The sequence below is a fragment of the Streptomyces sp. NPDC055243 genome, from assembly GCF_044544025.1.
GTDB lineage: Bacteria > Actinomycetota > Actinomycetes > Streptomycetales > Streptomycetaceae > Streptomyces.
Genome location: NZ_JBITWR010000010.1, coordinates 346,114 through 364,432, shown reverse-complemented (window position 1 = coordinate 364,432; position 18,319 = coordinate 346,114). Strand labels below are relative to the sequence as shown.

The 18,319-nt window shown below is 68.1% G+C and carries 15 protein-coding genes; 5 read left to right on the top strand and 10 right to left on the bottom strand.

All coding sequences use genetic code 11. From position 1 onward, the window contains the following. Nucleotides 1–316: 316 nt before the first annotated feature. The 3 genes from ACIGXX_RS28835 to thyX all read right to left on the bottom strand — a co-directional run bounded on the left by ACIGXX_RS28835 (nucleotide 317) and on the right by thyX (nucleotide 3,969). The gene (locus ACIGXX_RS28835) at nucleotides 317–2,002 is read right to left on the bottom strand and encodes a ribonuclease J (protein WP_399979922.1); all 1,686 of its coding nucleotides are present in this window, start codon (nucleotides 2,000–2,002) and stop codon (nucleotides 317–319) included. A 136-nt stretch (nucleotides 2,003–2,138) separates the two neighbouring features. Next, nucleotides 2,139–3,038, bottom strand: coding sequence for a 4-hydroxy-tetrahydrodipicolinate synthase (gene dapA / locus ACIGXX_RS28830; protein WP_351165673.1), 900 nt, complete (start codon nucleotides 3,036–3,038; stop codon nucleotides 2,139–2,141). A gap of 190 nt (nucleotides 3,039–3,228) precedes the next feature. Further along, nucleotides 3,229–3,969 carry an FAD-dependent thymidylate synthase gene (gene thyX, locus ACIGXX_RS28825; RefSeq protein ID WP_249587375.1) on the bottom strand — a complete coding sequence of 247 codons (741 nt, stop codon included), beginning with the start codon at nucleotides 3,967–3,969 and terminating at the stop codon, nucleotides 3,229–3,231. A 191-nt stretch (nucleotides 3,970–4,160) separates the two neighbouring features. On the opposite strand from thyX, the gene ACIGXX_RS28820 reads away from it, so the two are divergent. Both ACIGXX_RS28820 and ACIGXX_RS28815 read left to right on the top strand, forming a co-directional pair. Beyond that, the gene (locus ACIGXX_RS28820; protein WP_351165671.1) at nucleotides 4,161–4,400 is read left to right on the top strand and encodes a hypothetical protein; all 240 of its coding nucleotides are present in this window, start codon (nucleotides 4,161–4,163) and stop codon (nucleotides 4,398–4,400) included. A 109-nt stretch (nucleotides 4,401–4,509) separates the two neighbouring features. After that, entirely contained in the window at nucleotides 4,510–5,070 is a 561-nt protein-coding gene (locus ACIGXX_RS28815) for a PH domain-containing protein (RefSeq protein WP_351165669.1), read from the top strand. A 9-nt stretch (nucleotides 5,071–5,079) separates the two neighbouring features. On the opposite strand, the gene ACIGXX_RS28810 is transcribed toward ACIGXX_RS28815, so the two are convergent. The 5 genes from ACIGXX_RS28810 to rpsO all read right to left on the bottom strand — a co-directional run bounded on the left by ACIGXX_RS28810 (nucleotide 5,080) and on the right by rpsO (nucleotide 10,723). After that, nucleotides 5,080–5,532 carry a hypothetical protein gene (locus tag ACIGXX_RS28810; protein WP_351165667.1) on the bottom strand — a complete coding sequence of 151 codons (453 nt, stop codon included), beginning with the start codon at nucleotides 5,530–5,532 and terminating at the stop codon, nucleotides 5,080–5,082. Nucleotides 5,533–5,551: 19 nt separating this feature from the next. After that, nucleotides 5,552–6,304, bottom strand: coding sequence for a 4-hydroxy-tetrahydrodipicolinate reductase (gene dapB / locus ACIGXX_RS28805; RefSeq protein ID WP_361470263.1), 753 nt, complete (start codon nucleotides 6,302–6,304; stop codon nucleotides 5,552–5,554). A gap of 40 nt (nucleotides 6,305–6,344) precedes the next feature. Continuing rightward, nucleotides 6,345–7,724, bottom strand: coding sequence for a pitrilysin family protein (locus tag ACIGXX_RS28800; RefSeq protein ID WP_351165663.1), 1,380 nt, complete (start codon nucleotides 7,722–7,724; stop codon nucleotides 6,345–6,347). Next, nucleotides 7,721–9,937 carry a polyribonucleotide nucleotidyltransferase gene (locus ACIGXX_RS28795; RefSeq protein ID WP_351165661.1) on the bottom strand — a complete coding sequence of 739 codons (2,217 nt, stop codon included), beginning with the start codon at nucleotides 9,935–9,937 and terminating at the stop codon, nucleotides 7,721–7,723. The genes ACIGXX_RS28800 and ACIGXX_RS28795 overlap by 4 nt, the downstream gene beginning before the upstream one ends. Nucleotides 9,938–10,435: 498 nt before the next feature. Next, nucleotides 10,436–10,723: a 30S ribosomal protein S15 gene (rpsO, locus tag ACIGXX_RS28790; protein WP_351165658.1), complete on the bottom strand. Its 288-nt coding sequence runs from the start codon at nucleotides 10,721–10,723 to the stop codon at nucleotides 10,436–10,438. Between the two features lie 400 nt (nucleotides 10,724–11,123). Between rpsO and ACIGXX_RS28785 the strand changes: the two genes are divergently transcribed. Further along, nucleotides 11,124–11,444, top strand: coding sequence for a DUF397 domain-containing protein (locus ACIGXX_RS28785; protein ID WP_351165656.1), 321 nt, complete (start codon nucleotides 11,124–11,126; stop codon nucleotides 11,442–11,444). Nucleotides 11,445–11,518: 74 nt separating this feature from the next. Here the strand turns inward: ACIGXX_RS28785 and ACIGXX_RS28780 are convergent, their stop codons facing one another. After that, nucleotides 11,519–11,929, bottom strand: coding sequence for a hypothetical protein (locus ACIGXX_RS28780; RefSeq protein ID WP_399979912.1), 411 nt, complete (start codon nucleotides 11,927–11,929; stop codon nucleotides 11,519–11,521). After that, nucleotides 11,926–12,102 carry a hypothetical protein gene (locus ACIGXX_RS28775; protein ID WP_399979908.1) on the bottom strand — a complete coding sequence of 59 codons (177 nt, stop codon included), beginning with the start codon at nucleotides 12,100–12,102 and terminating at the stop codon, nucleotides 11,926–11,928. Before ACIGXX_RS28775 ends, ACIGXX_RS28780 begins: the two co-directional genes overlap by 4 nt. 715 nt (nucleotides 12,103–12,817) lie before the next feature. Between ACIGXX_RS28775 and ACIGXX_RS28770 the strand changes: the two genes are divergently transcribed. Both ACIGXX_RS28770 and ACIGXX_RS28765 read left to right on the top strand, forming a co-directional pair. Then, the gene (locus tag ACIGXX_RS28770; RefSeq protein WP_399979905.1) at nucleotides 12,818–16,042 is read left to right on the top strand and encodes an SCO5717 family growth-regulating ATPase; all 3,225 of its coding nucleotides are present in this window, start codon (nucleotides 12,818–12,820) and stop codon (nucleotides 16,040–16,042) included. A 375-nt stretch (nucleotides 16,043–16,417) separates the two neighbouring features. Further along, nucleotides 16,418–18,319 carry an ABC transporter substrate-binding protein gene (locus ACIGXX_RS28765; RefSeq protein WP_399979902.1) on the top strand — a complete coding sequence of 634 codons (1,902 nt, stop codon included), beginning with the start codon at nucleotides 16,418–16,420 and terminating at the stop codon, nucleotides 18,317–18,319.

Below are 18,319 nucleotides of genomic sequence, written 5' to 3'. Positions count from 1 at the left end.
CGGGCTTTCCTCCGGGCGCTTCCCTTCGGTGTTTCTTTGTTTCTGTTCTTGCGTTTCCGACTCTATCAGACTCTTTCGTGTCCGATTTTCCTCGGCGCCTTTCAGGTTTCCGCTCCGGCCTTTCGGCTTTCGCGTTTCCCTTTCCAGCGGTTCCGACTTTATCAGAGATTCTGAGTCGGAATTCCCCGCCCGGTTCGGGTGGCTCCGAGCATGTGAGTGCCGGGTGCTTCCCGTTCAGGCGGAGACGTAAACGTACTGGAGCGGGGCGCCCCGATGCAAATCGAGGCGCCCCGCTCCAAGTTCACGCAGTGTCGGGTCAGACCTCGACGACCACGGGAAGGATCATCGGGCGTCGCCGGTAGTTGTCCGAGACCCACTTGCCCAGCGTGCGGCGGATGAGTTGCTGCAGCTGGTGGGGCTCCACGACGCCGTCCTGGGCCGACTTCTCCAGGACCTCCTGGACCCTCGGCATGACGGCCGAGAAGGCCGAGTCGTCGATGCCGGAGCCGCGGGCCTGGATGTGCGGGCCCCCGGTGATCTTGCCGGTGCTGGAGTCCACCACGACGAAGACCGAGATGATGCCCTCGTCGCCGAGGATCCTGCGGTCCTTGAGGGAGGACTCCGTGACGTCGCCGACCGAGAGGCCGTCGACATAGACGTATCCCGCCTGGACCTTGCCGACGATCTTCGCCTTGCCCTCGACGAGGTCGACGACGACGCCGTCCTCGGCGATCACGATGCGGTCGTGCGGAACGCCGGTGAGGGCGCCCAGCTCTGCGTTGGCGCGCAGGTGGCGCCATTCGCCGTGCACCGGCATCAGGTTCTTGGGCTTGCAGATGTTGTAGAAGTACAGGAGCTCGCCCGCCGACGCGTGGCCGGAGACGTGCACCTTCGCGTTGCCCTTGTGGACGACGTTCGCTCCCCAGCGGGTCAGGCCGTTGATCACGCGGTAGACCGCGTTCTCGTTGCCGGGGATGAGCGACGACGCCAGGATCACCGTGTCGCCCTGGACGATGCGGATCTGGTGGTCGCGGTTGGCCATCCGGGAGAGGGCGGCCATCGGTTCACCCTGCGAGCCCGTGCAGACGAGCACGACCTGGCTGTCGGGGAGGTCGTCGAGCGTCTTGACGTCCACCACCAGGCCCGGCGGGACCTTCAGGTAGCCCAGGTCCCTCGCGATGCCCATGTTGCGGACCATCGAGCGGCCGACGAAGGCGACCCTGCGGCCGTACTCGTGGGCCGCGTCCAGGATCTGCTGGATGCGGTGGACGTGGCTGGCGAAGCTCGCGACGATGATCCGCTTCTGGGCGCCGGCGAAGACGCCCCGGATCACGTTCGAGATGTCGCGCTCCGGCGGGACGAAGCCCGGGACCTCGGCGTTCGTCGAGTCGGAGAGAAGGAGGTCGATGCCCTCCTCGCTCAGCCGCGCGAACGCGTGCAGGTCGGTGAGGCGGCCGTCCATCGGCAGCTGGTCCATCTTGAAGTCGCCGGTGGCGACGACCATGCCCGCGGGAGTGCGGATGGCGACGGCCAGGGCGTCCGGGATGGAGTGGTTGACCGCGATGAACTCACAGTCGAACGGGCCCAGACGCTCGCGGTCGCCCTCGACGACCTCGAGCGTGTACGGACGGATGCGGTGCTCCTGGAGCTTCGCCTCGATGAGCGCGAGCGTCAGCTTGGAGCCGATCAGCGGGATGTCCGGCTTCTCGCGGAGGAGAAAGGGGACACCGCCGATGTGGTCCTCGTGGCCGTGCGTGAGCACGATGCCGTCGATGTCGTCGAGGCGGTCCCTGATGGACGTGAAGTCCGGCAGGATCAGGTCGATTCCGGGCTGCTCCTCCTCGGGGAAGAGCACTCCGCAGTCGACGATCAGCAGGCGACCGTTGTACTCGAAGACGGTCATGTTGCGGCCGATCTCACCGAGGCCGCCGAGCGGGGTGACCCGCAGGCCGCCCTTCGGGAGCTTCGGCGGGGCGCCGAGTTCAGGATGCGGATGACTCAAAAGACTCTCCTCACCACACGCGCCACGTACCTCCAGGGCACGTGGCGCGCATGACGTTCGTGCAGTAGCAGTTGTTTGGTGTGGGTGCAGGACCGTGTCCCGCGGTGTTACGCGTATTCAGTTGTGAAGTCTGTGGTCAGAGCTGTACCCCGCCGGCGGCGAGATCGATCTTGAGCTGGGCCGTCTCGTCGGGCGACAGTTCGACCAGGGGCAGCCGCAGCGGTCCCGCGGGGCGGCCCTGGAGGGTGAGCGCCGCCTTCGTGGTGATCACACCCTGCGTACGGAACATGCCCGTGAAGACCGGGAGCAGCTTCTGGTGGATCTCGGTGGCCTTCTGCACGTCACCCGTGACGTACGAGTCGATCATCGCGCGCAGCTCCGGGGTGACCACGTGGCTGACCACGGAGACGAAGCCGCAGGCGCCGACGGAGAGCAGCGGGAGGTTCAGCATGTCGTCGCCGGAGTACCAGGCGAGGCCGGAGCGGGCGATGGCCCAGCTGGCGCGGCCGAGGTCGCCCTTGGCGTCCTTGTTGGCGACGATCCGTGGGTGCTGCGCCAGGCGGACGATCGTCTCGGTGTTGATCGGTACGCCGCTGCGGCCGGGGATGTCGTAGAGCATGACCGGCAGCTCGGTGCTGTCGGCGATCGCGGTGAAGTGGCGGAGCAGGCCCTCCTGCGGGGGCTTGTTGTAGTACGGCGTGACCGTCAGGAGGCCGGTGGCGCCGACACGCTCGGCGTCGCGGGCGAGCTCGATGCTGTGGCGGGTGTCGTTCGTGCCGACGCCCGCCACGACGTGGGCACGGTCTCCGACTGCTTCCACTACGGCTCGGACGAGATCGGCTTTCTCCGCGTTGCTGGTGGTCGGCGACTCACCGGTGGTGCCGTTGATGACGAGGCCGTCGTTGCCTGCGTCCACCAGGTGGGCGGCGAGTCGCTGAGCGCCGTCGAGGTCGAGTGCGCCGTCCGCCGTGAAGGGCGTGACCATAGCGGTGAGGACCCTGCCGAAGGGGGTCTGCGGAGTGGAGGTCGGAGCCATGGGTAACACGCTACTCGCTGCTCAGCGCGTGGTCCCCCCTCGGGGGATGTGTGCGGACCTGACAAGTGAGGAGCCCGGCACTGCCTGCTCGGGGGTTCAAGCAGTGCCGGGTCCGTTTGATCAGGCTAGATGAACTTCTCGAAATGCCGCAATACGGACACCTCACTCAGCCCACCCGTACATCAGTGCCTTACGGAGCCACGCGTCCGTTGCCGTTGAACGCGGCGTGCGTGAGGGGCATGAGCTTGGCCCAGTGCTCCTCCATCTTTTCGCCGACCATCTCGATCTCCCGCTGCGGGAAGGACGGGACCTTGGCGAGCTCGTGCTGCGTGCGCAGGCCGAGGAAGTGCATCAGCGAACGGGCGTTGCACGTCGCGTACATCGACGAGAAGAGGCCGACCGGCAGGACCGCGCGGGCGACCTCGCGGGCGACACCGGCGGCGAGCATCTCCTGATACGCCTCGTACGCCTGGCGGTACGAGTCCTCCATGACGCGGCCCGTGAGCTCCTGCTGGGCCTGGGTGCCCTCCACGAAGACGTACTTCCCGGGGCGGCCCTCCTGGACCAGCTTGCGGGACTCGTCCGGGACGTAGAACGTCGGCTGGAGCTCCCTGTAGCGGCCCGACTCCTCGTTGTACGACCAGCCCACGCGGTGTCGCATGAACTCGCGGAAGACGAAGATCGGGGCGCTGATGAAGAACGTCATCGAGTTGTGCTCGAAGGGGCTGCCGTGGCGGTCCCGCATCAGATAGTTGATCAGGCCCTTGGAGCGCTCCGGGTCCTTCTGGAGCTCCTCCAGGGACTGCTCCCCGGCAGTGGAGACACGGGCGGCCCACAGGACGTCGGAGTCGGTCGCGGCATGCTTCACCAACTCGACGGTGACCTCGCTGCGGAAGCTGGGCTTGAGGTCTTCGGTGGGGGTCTCGCTCACTGGCGGGGGTCCTTCCATGTGCATCACTCGGGCGGCGCCCACTCTATGGCCCGGCACTGACAATCGGCCGTTCGGTGCCTCGCCACGACAATCTTCGGCGAATTTGGCGAAACCGGGCACCATTTGGGCGTTTCGAGCGTCTGTCTAGACAACAGAGTTTCGTTCGAGTCGCGTGAGGAGAAACGCACATCATGTTCCGTCGGCGCGAGCCCGTACCGTTCGCCTTCATCGCCGAAGCCGACAAGTTCCGCAGCAATGTCACTCCCCCACCCCGAGAGCGCCCTTCGGCCGCTCAGGTCGTGGGCCGCACCCTGGTCGGCCTGGTCGTCGTCGCCGGCCTCGCGGGTTCCCTGCTGGTCGGCATGCCCGCCCTGTCGCCCGAGCAGTCACCCGCGCAGACCCAGCAGTCCGAGGCCTCGACCGGTCGATGACGACCGTCTCGGCCCTGCCCCGTCCGGACCCCCAAGGGTGGTAGGCGTGAGCAGGGCTCGGTAGCCTCACCGGGCACAGACCGTGCGTGGATCGAGTGAGGATTCAGTCGTGCCCCTGCCCTTTCTGACGGCGGACCGCGCCTTTGACGAGACAGCGGACGACGCCCCGCTGCCGTTCGACGATCGCGACCACTGGCGGCGGCCCTACCGGCCGGGGCCGTGGCGGGTGGGGGCGTCCGCACTGCTTCTGCTGCTCGCCTCGTACGTCCTCGTCGCCGCCGTAATCATCGCGTTCGCGGACTCCCTCGCGGGCGCCGCGATCTGCGCGGGGCTCGCGACGGTCATCATCGTGAGCGCGCTGCGGCTGCTGCGGGTGGGCACCTGGGTGAGCGCGCACGGACTGCGTCGTGTGTCCTTCCTGACGACGCAGACCGTGCCGTGGGACCAGGTCGTGACGGTGCGTACGACCCAGCAGCCCGTGCGGTGGCTGGGTCTTCCCCGCACGGTCCAGGGGCAGGCGCTCATCCTCGTACGACGGGATCAGCGGGCCGATGGGCCGTCCTTCCTGCTCACCGACCGCAATGCCGACTTCCTGGCCCGGCACGAGGCCTTCAACCGGGCGGCCGACTCCATCGAGGTGTGGGCCGACGAGTACCGCCGCACCGCCTGATCCCCAGAGCTAGACGTTCACCGGTCGGCCCGCGCGCAGCGCGATCGCGCGCTGCATCGCCTTTCGCGCGCGCGGGGTGTCCCGGGCGTCGTGATAGGCCACGGCCAGGCGGAACCAGCAGCGCCAGTCGTCCGGGGCGTCCTCGGTCTCGGCCTTGCGCCGGGCGAAGACCTCGTCGGCCGAGTCGCGGTCGATCCGGCCGCCGGGCGTGCGCTTCAACTCGTCGACGGGCAGGCCGCCTTCGGCCTCCAGCTCGGCGGCCAGACGGTTGGCGCGCTGGACGAACTGCGTGTTCTTCCAGAGGAACCAGATGCCGATGAACGGCAGGATGAGCACCGCGACGCCGAAGGTGACGGTGAGCGCGGTGCCGTGCTGTATCAGGAGCACGCCGCGGCTGCCGACCAGGACGAAGTAGACGACCAGGACGGCAGCCGTGACGGCGTAAGTGATCTTTGCTCGCATGAGGGTCAGCCGGTCCGTGTCAGTTCAGATCCAGGAAGTGTTCCAGGCCGAACGTCAGGCCCGGAGTGCTCACCACACGGCGTACGCCGAGCAGGATGCCCGGCATGAAGCTGCTGTGGTGCAGCGAGTCGTGCCGGATCGTCAGGGTCTCGCCCTCACCGCCAAGCAGCACCTCCTGGTGGGCCAGGAGGCCGCGCAGCCGCACGGAGTGCACCGGGACGCCGTCGACGTCCGCGCCGCGCGCGCCGTCCAGCGCCGTCGAGGTGGCGTCCGGCTGCGGGGCGCTGCCCGCCTCCCGACGGGCCTCGGCGATGAGCTGGGCGGTGCGCGTGGCGGTGCCGCTGGGGGCGTCGGCCTTGTTCGGGTGGTGCAGCTCGACGACCTCGACGGACTCGAAGTACGGCGCCGCGATCTGCGCGAACTTCATGGTGAGGACCGCGCCGATGGAGAAGTTCGGGGCGATCAGGACGCCCGTCTTCGGCGATGCGGCCAGCGCGGTCTCCAGCTGCGTGATGCGCTCGTCCGTCCAGCCCGTCGTACCGACGACGGCGTGGATGCCGTGTCGCACGCAGAAGTCCAGATTGCCCATCACCGAGTCGGGGTTGGTCAGTTCGACCGCGACCTGGGCGCCGGCCTCGACCAGCGTGTCCAGCTTGTCGCCCCGGCCGAGCGCCGCGACCAGTTCCAGGTCGTCGGCGGCCTCGACGGCTCGGACGGCCTCGGAGCCGATCCGGCCCTTTGCTCCGACGACCGCCACGCGCAGCTTGCTCATGTGCCTGATTCCTTAAGGGAGTTAGGAGACCGCTAAGGGGTTAGGAGACCGCTTCGTGCAGGCGGGCGGCCTGCTTGTCCTTGAGCGGGCCGATGGCCGAAAGCGACGGACGGTGGCCGAGGACCTCGCGGGCGACCTCACGGACGTCGTCCGGGGTGACCGCGGCGATCCTGGCCAGCATGTCGTCGACCGACATCTGCTCGCCCCAGCACAGCTCGCTCTTGCCGATGCGGTTCATCAGCGCACCGGTGTCCTCGAGACCGAGGACGGTGGAGCCCGCGAGCTGGCCGATCGCGCGCCCGATCTCGTCGTCCGACAGACCGTGCTCGGCGACCTGGTCGAGTTCGTCGCGGCAGATCTTCAGCACGTCGTGCACCTGGCTCGGGCGGCAGCCCGCGTACACGCCGAAGAGGCCGGTGTCGGCGAAGCCCGACGTGTACGAGTACACGCTGTAGGCCAGGCCGCGCTTCTCCCGGACCTCCTGGAAGAGCCTCGATGACATGCCGCCGCCGAGGGCGGTGTTCAGGACGCCCATGGCCCAGCGGCGCTCGTCCGTGCGGGCCAGGCCCGGCATGCCGAGGATGACGTGGGCCTGCTCGGTCTTGCGGTTGACGACCTCGACGCGGCCCGCCGTGCGCAGGGCGCGGGAGCCCTGGCGCGGGGCGACCGGCGTCGCGTCGGTGCGGTGCAGGGCGCCCGCCTTCTCGAAGGCGGCACGGACCTGACGTACGACCTTGTTGTGGTCGACGTTGCCCGCGGCCGCGACCACCAGGTGCGTCGGGTCGTAGTGCTTCTTGTAGAAGCGGCGGATCCGGTCCGCGTTCAGGGCGTTGACCGTCTCCTCGGTGCCCAGGACGGGGCGGCCGAGCGGGGTGTCGCCGAGCATCGTGTGCGCGAACAGGTCGTGCACGCAGTCGCCCGGGTCGTCCTCGGTCATCGCGATCTCTTCGAGGATGACGCCGCGCTCCGCGTCGACGTCCTCCTGGAGGATCAGGGAGCCCGTCAGCATGTCGCAGACGACGTCGATGGCGAGCGGCAGGTCGGTGTCGAGCACGCGTGCGTAGTAGCACGTGTACTCCTTGGCCGTGAAGGCGTTCATCTCGCCGCCGACCGCGTCAAGGGCGGACGAGATGTCCAGGGCGCTGCGCTTCTTGGTGCCCTTGAAGAGCAGGTGCTCCAAGTAGTGCGTGGCGCCGTTCAGAGCCGGGGTCTCGTCGCGGGAGCCGACGTTCGCCCAGATCCCGAAGGTCGCGGAGCGTACGGAGGGCAGGGTCTCGGTGACGACGCGGAGGCCGCCCGGCAGCGTCGTACGGCGAACCGTGCCGATGCCGTCCTTGCCCTTGAGGAGGGTTTGGGTACGGGCGACGGCCCGCCCCTCCGAAGAGGGGCGGGCCGTCGTCGTGGTGCTACGCGACGTCACTTGTCGGTGTCGTCCTTCGTGTCGTCGCCCTCTTCACCCTCGACGACGGGGATGAGGGAGAGCTTGCCGCGCGAGTCGATCTCGGCGATCTCGACCTGGACCTTCTGGCCCACACCGAGGACGTCCTCGACGTTCTCCACGCGCTTGCCGCCGGCGAGCTTGCGGATCTGCGAGATGTGCAGCAGACCGTCCTTGCCCGGGAGCAGGGACACGAACGCACCGAAGGTCGTCGTCTTCACGACGGTGCCCAGGTAGCGCTCGCCGACCTCCGGCATGGTCGGGTTGGCGATGCCGTTGATCGTGGCGCGGGCGGCCTCGGCGGCCGGTCCGTCGGCGGCACCGATGTAAATGGTGCCGTCGTCCTCGATCGTGATGTCGGCGCCGGTGTCCTCCTGGATCTGGTTGATCATCTTGCCCTTCGGGCCGATGACCTCACCGATCTTGTCCACCGGGATCTTGACCGTGATGATGCGCGGCGCGTTCGGGGACATCTCGTCCGGAACGTCGATCGCCTCGTTCATGACGTCCAGGATGTGCAGACGCGCGTCACGGGCCTGCTTCAGCGCGGCGGCCAGGACCGAGGCGGGGATGCCGTCGAGCTTGGTGTCGAGCTGGAGCGCGGTCACGAACTGCTTCGTACCGGCGACCTTGAAGTCCATGTCACCGAACGCGTCCTCCGCACCGAGGATGTCGGTGAGGGCGACGTAGTGCGTCTGGCCGTCGATCTCCTGCGAGATCAGACCCATGGCGATACCGGCGACGGCGGCCTTCAGCGGCACACCGGCGTTCAGCAGCGACATCGTCGAGGCGCAGACCGAGCCCATGGACGTCGAGCCGTTCGACCCGAGGGCCTCGGAGACCTGACGGATCGCGTACGGGAAGTCCTCGCGCGAGGGGAGCACGGGCACGATCGCGCGCTCGGCGAGCGCGCCGTGGCCGATCTCGCGGCGCTTGGGCGAACCCACGCGGCCGGTCTCGCCGACCGAGTACGGCGGGAAGTTGTAGTTGTGCATGTAGCGCTTGCGCGTCACCGGCGAAAGGGTGTCGAGCTGCTGCTCCATGCGGAGCATGTTGAGGGTGGTGACGCCCAGGATCTGGGTCTCGCCACGCTCGAACAGCGCCGAACCGTGCACGCGCGGGATGGCCTCGACCTCGGCGGCGAGCGTACGGATGTCCGTGACGCCACGGCCGTCGATGCGGACCTTGTCCTTGATGACGCGCTCGCGGACCAGGTTCTTGGTCAGCGCGCGGTAGGCACCGGAGATCTCCTTCTCGCGGCCCTCGAACTGCGGGAGCAGCTTCTCGGAGGCGATCTCCTTGACGCGGTCCAGCTCGGCCTCGCGCTCCTGCTTGCCGGCGATGGTCAGGGCCTGGGAGAGCTCCGACTTCACGGCGGCGGTCAGGGCCTCGAGCACGTCGTCCTGGTAGTCCAGGAAGACCGGGAACTCGCCGGTGGGCTTGGCGGCCTTGGCGGCGAGGTCCGACTGGGCCTTGCAGAGCGCCTTGATGAAGGGCTTCGCGGCTTCCAGACCGGCGGCGACGATCTCCTCGGTGGGAGCCTCGGCGCCGTCCGCCACGAGCTGGATGGTCTTCTCGGTGGCCTCGGCCTCGACCATCATGATCGCGACGTCGCCGTCCTCCAGGACGCGACCGGCGACGACCATGTCGAAGACGGCGTCCTCGAGCTCGGTGTGCGTCGGGAAGGCGACCCACTGGCCCTTGATCAGCGCGACACGCGTGCCGCCGATCGGGCCGGAGAAGGGCAGTCCTGCCAGCTGCGTGGAGCAGGAGGCGGCGTTGATCGCGACCACGTCGTACAGGTGGTCGGGGTTGAGCGCCATGATCGTCTCGACGATCTGGATCTCGTTGCGCAGGCCCTTCTTGAAGGAAGGACGCAGCGGGCGGTCGATCAGGCGGCAGGTCAGGATCGCGTCCTCGGAGGGACGGCCCTCACGACGGAAGAACGAACCGGGGATCTTGCCGGCGGCGTACTGCCGCTCCTCGACGTCCACCGTGAGGGGGAAGAAGTCGAGCTGGTCCTTGGGCCGCTTGGAAGCGGTGGTGGCCGACAGCACCATGGTGTCGTCGTCCAGGTACGCGACGGCGGAGCCTGCGGCCTGCTTGGCCAGGCGGCCCGTCTCGAAGCGGATGGTGCGGGTGCCGAAAGTGCCGTTGTCGATAACAGCCTCGGCGTAGTGGGTCTCGTTCTCCACTAGCGTTTTCTCCTCGTCTTCGTCCCTTGGCCCGTGTGGCACGGGGACGGTGGCGGAGAAGCGCTCCTTCTGGTGCGGGCCGGTCTTCGATCGAAGCACCCGGGCTGTACCCGGGGGCCACTACCGAGGACCGGCGGCGGCTTTCCTTGAGGTGCGCTTCTCCTCGTTCGGTGTGACGTCGTCTCGTCGCCATGTGCGACGCCGTTACGTCTCCGAACCGTGCAGTCCGATTCTGCCCAGTCCGGTATGGGTGTGCGTATGACGTTGTGCGACCAGACTACAAAGCGCTGGTGACACTTCGCACGTAGAGCGTGCGTACATCGTGTACGGCGCTCTTGTGTACGGCTACGTCGTGCTCAGCTGTACGGCGATGTCGTGCGCGGCGATGACGTACTCAGTGACGTCACCGCCACCGTCGCTTTCGCTGTCGGCACGGATCGCGCATACAGCAAAGGGAGCGGTCCCCTCTTGCGTGGGAACCGCCCCCTTCACGATGTCTTACTTGGCGCCCGCCGCGCCGCGACGGATGCCCAGACGGTCCACCAGCGCACGGAAGCGCGCGATGTCCTTCTTGGCCAGGTACTGCAGCAGACGGCGGCGCTGACCGACCAGGATCAGCAGACCACGACGGGAGTGGTGGTCGTGCTTGTGGGTCTTGAGGTGCTCGGTCAGGTCCGAGATCCGGCGGGAGAGCATGGCGACCTGGACCTCGGGGGAGCCGGTGTCGCCCTCCTTCTGGCCGAACTCGGTCATGATCTGCTTCTTCGTAGCGGCGTCGAGCGACACGCTTACTCCTCGTAGTCTTTACGTGGCCACCGAGTGCCCCTGGTCTAAATCGCAGGGGAGCTTCCATAACTCGGGAGGCTAGGTCCGCTGGGCGCTGTCTCCGGGGCCTCGATCACGTACTCGATCGAGGGGGTCTGGGGACGCGTACACATACGGCCGTTACACAGGGTACCAGTCGGCTTGTGGGAGCTTGACCGGGGCCCCGAAAGGTGCCTGCTCCGCCCGCTCCGCAAGGTGTCCGCTACCTCATTCTCCACCCTGCCGTGAGCGGTTCTCCCTCCCTGGTGTGAGCGTGATCGGATACCCGCTCCACGGCTCCAAGGCCCCAGTACGCTGAGCGAGCAGTTCGTTCGCACCGTTCGCACGTCGGATTCGCACGTCGGGAAGGGGCCGTCCCACCATGGCCGAGACAGAGGGCACGAGCGCCCAGGCGCAGGACGAGGACGTCGCAGCGCGCAAGGAGCGGGAGAAGAACGAGCTCTACGCTCTCGACATCTCCGGCGTCGAGTGGCACAGCGCACCGGGCACCGAGGCGCACGAGGAGCGGGTCGAGATCGCGTACCTGCCGGACGGCGCGGTGGCCATGCGGTCGTCGATCGAGCCCGAGACGGTGCTGCGGTACACCGAGGCGGAGTGGCGGGCCTTTGTGCTCGGGGCGCGGGACGGGGAATTCGATCTGGAGCCGACGCCGCCGCAGAGTGCCGGCCGGGACGTGGGCTGACCGGGACGTGGGCTAACTGGGACGTGGACTGACCGGCCTCCCGAGGCCGCTCCCCCGCCGGGGTGCGCGTGGATCTAGTGCTTCGCGCCCTCGATGCCGATGACCAGCCACGACCATTCCTTCTTCTTCTCGGCACTGGGCCGCCCTGAGGCCTTCCTGGTGCCGAAGAAGAAGTACGGGGTCTCCTTGCCGGGCCGGGGGTTCAGGCTCGTCAGTCCCATGGGCGTGATGCGGTCGCCGCTCTCCCGGTACGCGAGGAGCTGGTCACCGCTCATCCGCAAGGGATGGAGCAGCTGATCGCTCCCCGACTCGAACTTCATGACGGTCTTGCCCGTCCCGAGGTCGAACGACACGACGCGATTCGCGTTGTTGACCATGTCGCCGTGCGGGTCCTCGCGGCTCATGACGAAGACCTGGTCGTCACTGACCACCGTCGAGGGGCAGTCGTCGACCGCGCCGAAGCCTCTCGCGAGCGAACAGTTCACGACATGGCGACCGCCTTCGAGCCCGATGGTCGCGCGCCGCTTCCCGCGATCGTCCCGAACACGGTCTCGGACGTCGGGGACGCCTTGCCCCAGACCCTCTCGCCCGTGTCGATGTCGACGAAGGCCACCTGGTTGCACAGTGCCTCGGGATCGTTCTTGGACCTGTGGAGCACCGCTGTGCGGCCTTCCACCCGTCACATGACGGGTGACCCCGCAGATGACAATTCCTGCGAGCTCCGTCCGCTACCAGCGTGGACTGGGTGAAGGAAGAAGGAGGAGGAGGCGGGCCGAAGCTCACGTCGTGAGTTCTTTGTCTGCATCTGTGGGGGGCAGCGGTATCGGGCCGTCTACATGGGGGCACCGGGGGGAAGCGCATGATCGTACGTGGGCGCTCGGGCCGTTGATCCAGCGTGTCGGCCGCACCGCGGTCAACGCCGGTCCGTGGAGCGTCAGTTCCTCCGCACTCCACCCCGAAGCTCCTCTGCACTTCACCCCAAAACGCATGCGCGGCCCGGGGCGGGGTGGCGCGGGCCCCGGATGCCGAGACCGGATTGTTGAGTAGGGCTCGGAGGGCCGACTCGGCGAGAGGTGATGACAGGAGGACTCATGAATTGGCCAGCACTTGTCGCTTGTTGAGCGATTTGTCCGTCACTGTTTCGGATGAGGGGATCACTCCTGCGGGGAGCGTGATGGAACGGACAGCATTCGTGGGGTGGGCTGCCCTGCCGTGCTGGTGCTTTTGGTGATTAGGCTGGGACAGGGCGCGACGCCAGAACCCGCGAGTGGGTTGTGCGCGTCCACCACGGGGAGAGCCATGGCGGATCGGACGACAGAAACGGTCGCCCTCCCACCACGGCACGAGGGTGCTCGACCACATCAGGAGGCATTGTGAACAGCGATCGGGACGAGATCCGCGGGGGCTGGGACACACCCGTCGATGATCAGTCCGACGCGGAGTCCGCTGCCGAGACGACGGGCGAGTTCACCATCGACTACGCCCCGCCTGCCTGGTACACGCAGAACGCGTCCGGCAGTGCGGGGGAGACTCCTTCGGCGTCGCCTGCCGCTCCGGCGACCTCGTCGCCCGTCTCTCCGCCTGCTTCTCCGCCTGCGGCTTCTGCTGAGCCGGTCGCTCCTCCCGTCGCTCCCGAGCCTCCGGCTCCGCCGGTCGGGCTGCCCACTGCTGTGCCGAAGCTGCCTGTGGGGAGTGGGTTCAAGCCGCAGGCGGATTGGGCTGCGCCGACTGCTCCCGTGCCGCCTGCTCCCGAGCCGATTGATCCCGCTCCGGTTGATCCCGCTCCGGTTGTTCCTGCTCCGGAACCTGTTTCATCCGAGAGCGCGGCGGCTTCGGGGGGTGCTGCCGACTGGAGTGGAGCCGTTGCTGGTGTTGCCTCCTCTGTGCATGTGACGGGTGTTGTTCCTAAGCCTGAGGTGGAGCCTGAGCCCGAGTCCGCCCCTGAGCCGGAACCCGAAGATGCGGATGCGCCTGTCGCCGAGAGCAGTGGCGATCTGGAAAGTGGCGCCACCATGCGGTTCTCCGCCGGCGCTCTGAAACGGGAGATCGAGGAGCGTGCCGCCGCTGAGGCTCCGGCTTCGCGGGATGATGACGCCGCGACGGTTGAGCCTGATGCGGAGGAGGCCGGCGAGGGCGAACTTGGTCTTGGCGAGCTTGGTCTTGAGGATGAGAGTCCTGCGGCTTCTGTTGAGCCTGTCGACGAGTCCGACTCGGATGAGGATTCCTCTGCCGTTGATGACGATGTGAGCGTTGACTCCGATGTCGCGGACGAGATCCGTGATGCCGGTCCGCAGGACGCCGTTCCTGCCTCGCCCGTCGACGAAGTGCAGGACTCCGTACCGCCCTCCTGGACTCCGCCGCCCGCGCCGCACAGCGGGCTCCCGCCGTTGCCGCCCGCCTTCCAGCCCGCCGCGCCTGCGTCAGCACCGCAGTGGCCCGTGCCCGGCCAGGCCTCTACGCCGCCGGCCGCCGAGCCGACGCCTGCTGCCGCCGAGCCCGTGCAGCCGCCGGTGCCTCAGCAGGCTGAGCCCACTCCTGCGCCTGCACCTGCCCCTGCACCTGCACCTGCCCCCGCGCCAGCGCCCGTACAGCCGCAGGCTCCGCAGACCGCGCCTCCCGCTTGGCCCTCGCCGACCGGGCCCGTGGCTCCCTCACCTGTCGCGCCCACGCCTCCTGGTGGGTACGGGTTCCCGCAGGCCGGTGCGCCTGCTCCGACCCCGGCACCGGCACCTGCCCCTGCTCCCGTGACGCCAGCCCCCGAAGCGCCTGCTCCGCCCGCCGGTTATGGGTTCCCGCAGCAGGGCACCGCCCCTGCCCCGCCGAGCGGTTACGGATTCCCGCAGCAGGGTCCTCCCGCTCCGTACAACCCCAACTCCCCTGCCCCGCAGGGTAGTTACGGGTTCCCGCAGCCCCCAGCGCCCCAGGCCCAGCAGCCGCTCCCGCCCGCCGTCGCCCAGCAGCAGCCGGCACCGCAGGCAACTCCCCAGCCCTCGGCCCCCGTACAGCCGCAGCCTCCGCAACAGCAGCCGCAGCCGCAGCCGCAGCAGCCCCTTCCGGCTCAGCAGCAGCCGCAGGCTCAGCCCCAGGCGCAGCCCCCGGCCCAGCCTCAGCCCCCCATCGATCCCCGCACCGGTGCCGCCTGGCCGCAGGCCGTGCAGCACGATCAGCGGGAGCGGACCAACCCCGGGGCTCCGCTCGGTTACACCGCTGCCGTCGAGCTCTCCTCCGACCGGCTGCTTCGCAACAACAAGCAGAAGGCCAAGAGCAGCCGGCCCGCTGCCGGTGGGTCCCGGTTCAAGCTCGGCGGCAAGAAGGAAGAGGCCGAGCGGCAGCGGAAGTTGGAGCTGATCCGGACTCCGGTCCTGTCCTGCTACCGGATCGCTGTCATCAGCCTCAAGGGCGGGGTGGGGAAGACCACCACCACTACCGCGCTCGGGTCGACGCTCGCCACCGAGCGGCAGGACAAGATCCTCGCCATCGACGCCAACCCCGACGCCGGTACGCTCGGGCGCCGCGTGCGCCGCGAGACCGGGGCCACCATCCGTGACCTCGTCCAGGCGATCCCGTACCTCAACTCGTACATGGACATCCGGCGCTTCACCTCGCAGGCCGCGTCCGGGCTCGAGATCATCGCCAATGACGTCGACCCGGCCGTCTCGACGACCTTCAACGACGAGGACTACCGGCGCGCCATCGACGTACTGGGGAAGCAGTACCCGATCATCCTCACCGACTCGGGCACGGGGCTGCTCTACAGCGCCATGCGGGGCGTTCTCGACCTCGCCGATCAGTTGATCATCATTTCGACGCCCTCCGTGGATGGCGCGAGCAGTGCTTCGACGACGTTGGACTGGTTGTCCGCGCATGGGTACGCCGACCTCGTGTCGCGTTCCATCACCGTCATCTCCGGGGTCCGCGAGACCGGGAAGATGATCAAGGTTGACGACATCGTGTCGCACTTCGAGACGCGGTGCCGGGGCGTTGTCGTCATCCCCTTCGACGAGCATCTCGCCGCCGGCGCCGAGGTCGATCTCGACATGATGCGGCCGAAGGTGCGGGAGGCGTACTTCAATCTCTCGGCGATGGTTGCCGAGGACTTCGTGCGGGCCCAGCAGCAGCAGGGGCTCTGGACTTCCGACGGCAATCCGCCTCCGGTCGTGGCTCCGCCCCTGCCGGGGCAGGGGGGTTATCCCGGACAGCAGGGCGCTGCGCCTGCTCCTGCTCCCGGGCAGCAGCCGTACGGCGGGCAGGCGCCGCAGCCCGGGCAGGCACCGCCCCAGCCGTACGTTCCCCAGCAGCAGCCGCAGCAACAGCAGCCCCCGCAGCAGTACCCCCAGCCGGGTGGGCAGCCCTACCCGCAGCAGCCGGGGGCTCCGCAGGGGTGGCAGAACGCGGCGCCGCAGCAGGCTCCTCCGCAGGCGCCTGCCGCGCCGGCGCCTGGACAGCCGTACCAGGCTCCTCAGGGGCAGCCCGCGGCTCAGGGGCAGCCGCAGCCTCAGCCGCAGCAGGCTCCGCCGCCCGTTCAGCCTGGGCAGCCGTACCAGCCCGGGGCTCCCTATCAGCCGCAGCCTCCGGCGCCGGACGCGCCGCAGCAGTAGCCTCCGGCGATCTCAACTGGGCCCGCACCGACTTCCGGTGCGGGCCCAGTCCCGTTCCCCGGCCCCGCGGATTCCGCTGACGAACAAGCATTTCCCGCCCACCCGCCCGATCACCCCGCAGCCCCCACCCCCCAAAGGAAGACGCCCTCCCCCACCTGCCCCTCCCCCCACCATCACCCCCCGACCAGCCACGCTTCACAGGTCTTGACCAATGCGGATGAAATCCGGGTCAACTCGTTATTTCCGCAGGCCACATGGGGTTCACCTGCCGTTGACTGACGCAGACTGGCGCTGGTAGACACACACATCAACCAGCTGGCGTTCCTTGATCAACTAGCCATCTCTGCGCGAGCGATGACGCGAGGTCACCGACCCATGGATACACAAGATCAGCACGGCAGAACACGGTCTCACCCCACCACGAAGGCACCCCCACGGCCCCGCGGCCTCAGCCGCACCCGTATCCGTCTCCTCCTGGCATCGGGAGCCGCCGCCTTCACCCTCACCGCGGGCCTTGCCACCCCCCTCAACCCGGCCCCCGACCAGGCCGAGGCCAAGGCGGACGGCAAGAAGACCCTCACCGTCGCGGTGGCCCAGAGCGTCGACTCGCTCAGTCCCTTCCTCGCCCAGCGGCTGCTCAGCACCAGCATCCACCGCCTGACGTACGAGTACCTGACGAACTACGACGCCAAGGACAACCACGCCATCCCCGGCTTCGCCACCAAGTGGGAGCCCTCCGCGGACAAGCTGACCTGGACGTACACCATCCGGGGCGACTCCAAGTGGTCGGACGGCAAGAAGGCGACCGCCGAGGACGCCGCCTGGACGTTCAACAAGGTGATGTCGAAGGAAGGCACCGCCACCGCCAACTCGGGCTTCGTCGCCAACTTCAAGAAGGTGACCGCCCCGAGCCCCACCAAGCTCGTCATCGAGCTCAAGAAGCCGCAGGCCACCATGGCCGCGCTCGACGTGCCGATCGTCCCGAAGCACGTGTGGGAGAAGGTCGACGACGTCTCGAAGTTCAACAACGACGAGTCCTTCCCCATCGTCGGCAACGGTCCCTTCGAACTCACGGACTACAAGACCGACCAGTACGTGAAGCTGAGGGCCAACAAGGACTTCTGGCGCGGCGCGCCCAAGTTCGACGAGCTGGTCTTCAAGACGTACAAGGACCAGGACGCGGCCGTCGCGGCGCTCAAGAAGGGCGAGGTCTCCTTCGTGGCCGGCCAGCCCGCCCTCACCCCGGCGCAGGCCGCCGAGCTCAAGGGCACGGAGAACGTGAAGGTGAACGAAGGGCCGGGCCGGCGCTTCTTCGCCATCGCCACCAACCCCGGTGCCAAGACCCGCGACGGCAAGAAGTTCGGTGACGGCCACCCGGCCCTCCTGGACAAGAAGGTCCGCCAGGCGCTCTTCCTCTCCGTGGACCGCGAGGCACTCGTCGACAAGGTCTTCCAGGGGCAGGCCGTCGAGGGCGAGGGGTACATCCCGCCGCGCTTCGCGGAGTACGCGTGGAAGCCCTCCGCCGACCAGAAGCTGTCGTACGACCCCAAGAAGGCCGCCCAACTCCTGGACGACGCGGGCTACAAGAAGAACAGCGACGGCAAGCGCGTCGGCAAGGACGGCAAGCCGCTCGACCTGCGCATCCTGTGCCACGCCACCGACCCGAACGACAAGGCGGTCGGCAAGTACCTCAAGGAGTGGTGGGGCGATCTCGGCATCGGGCTGAAGGTCAACTGCCTCGATGACGTGTCCGTGCCCTGGTACGCGGGCGAGTACGACCTCGCGTTCGACGGCTGGTCGGTCAACCCCGACCCGGACTTCGTGCTCGGCATCCATTCCTGCGCCGCGCTGCCGGTGAAGGCCAAGGAGAGCGCCGCGACCGACAACTTCATCTGCGACAAGAAGTACGACGAGCTCTACAACAAGCAGCTGGCCGAGTACGACCCGGACAAGCGCGCTCAGACCGTCAAGGAAATGCAGTCCTGGCTCTACGACTCCGGGTACATGAACATCCTGGCGTACCCGAACGCCGTCGAGGCCTACCGCACCGACCAGATCAAGTCCATCACCACCATGCCGACGGCCGCCGGCAACATCTACGGCCAAGACGGTTACTGGTCCTGGTGGTCGGCGGTGCCCGCGGATGGGAAGAGTTCCTCCAAGGATGGAAGCTCGACCGGTGTCATCATCGGTATCGCCGCCGCCGCGGTGGTGCTCGTCGGCGGTGGAGTCCTGTTCGCCCTGCGCCGCCGTTCGACCGCAGAGGACCGCGAGTAA

Excerpts from the sequence above, each read along its gene's own strand:
- dapA (WP_351165673.1), bottom strand. The coding sequence starts at position 3,038 with ATGGCTCCGACCTCCACTCCGCAGACCCCCTTCGGCAGGGTCCTCACC.
- ACIGXX_RS28820 (WP_351165671.1), top strand. The coding sequence starts at position 4,161 with ATGTTCCGTCGGCGCGAGCCCGTACCGTTCGCCTTCATCGCCGAAGCC.
- ACIGXX_RS28810 (WP_351165667.1), bottom strand. The coding sequence starts at position 5,532 with ATGCGAGCAAAGATCACTTACGCCGTCACGGCTGCCGTCCTGGTCGTC.
- dapB (WP_361470263.1), bottom strand. The coding sequence starts at position 6,304 with ATGAGCAAGCTGCGCGTGGCGGTCGTCGGAGCAAAGGGCCGGATCGGC.
- ACIGXX_RS28785 (WP_351165656.1), top strand. The coding sequence starts at position 11,124 with ATGGCCGAGACAGAGGGCACGAGCGCCCAGGCGCAGGACGAGGACGTC.
- ACIGXX_RS28765 (WP_399979902.1), top strand. The coding sequence starts at position 16,418 with ATGGATACACAAGATCAGCACGGCAGAACACGGTCTCACCCCACCACG.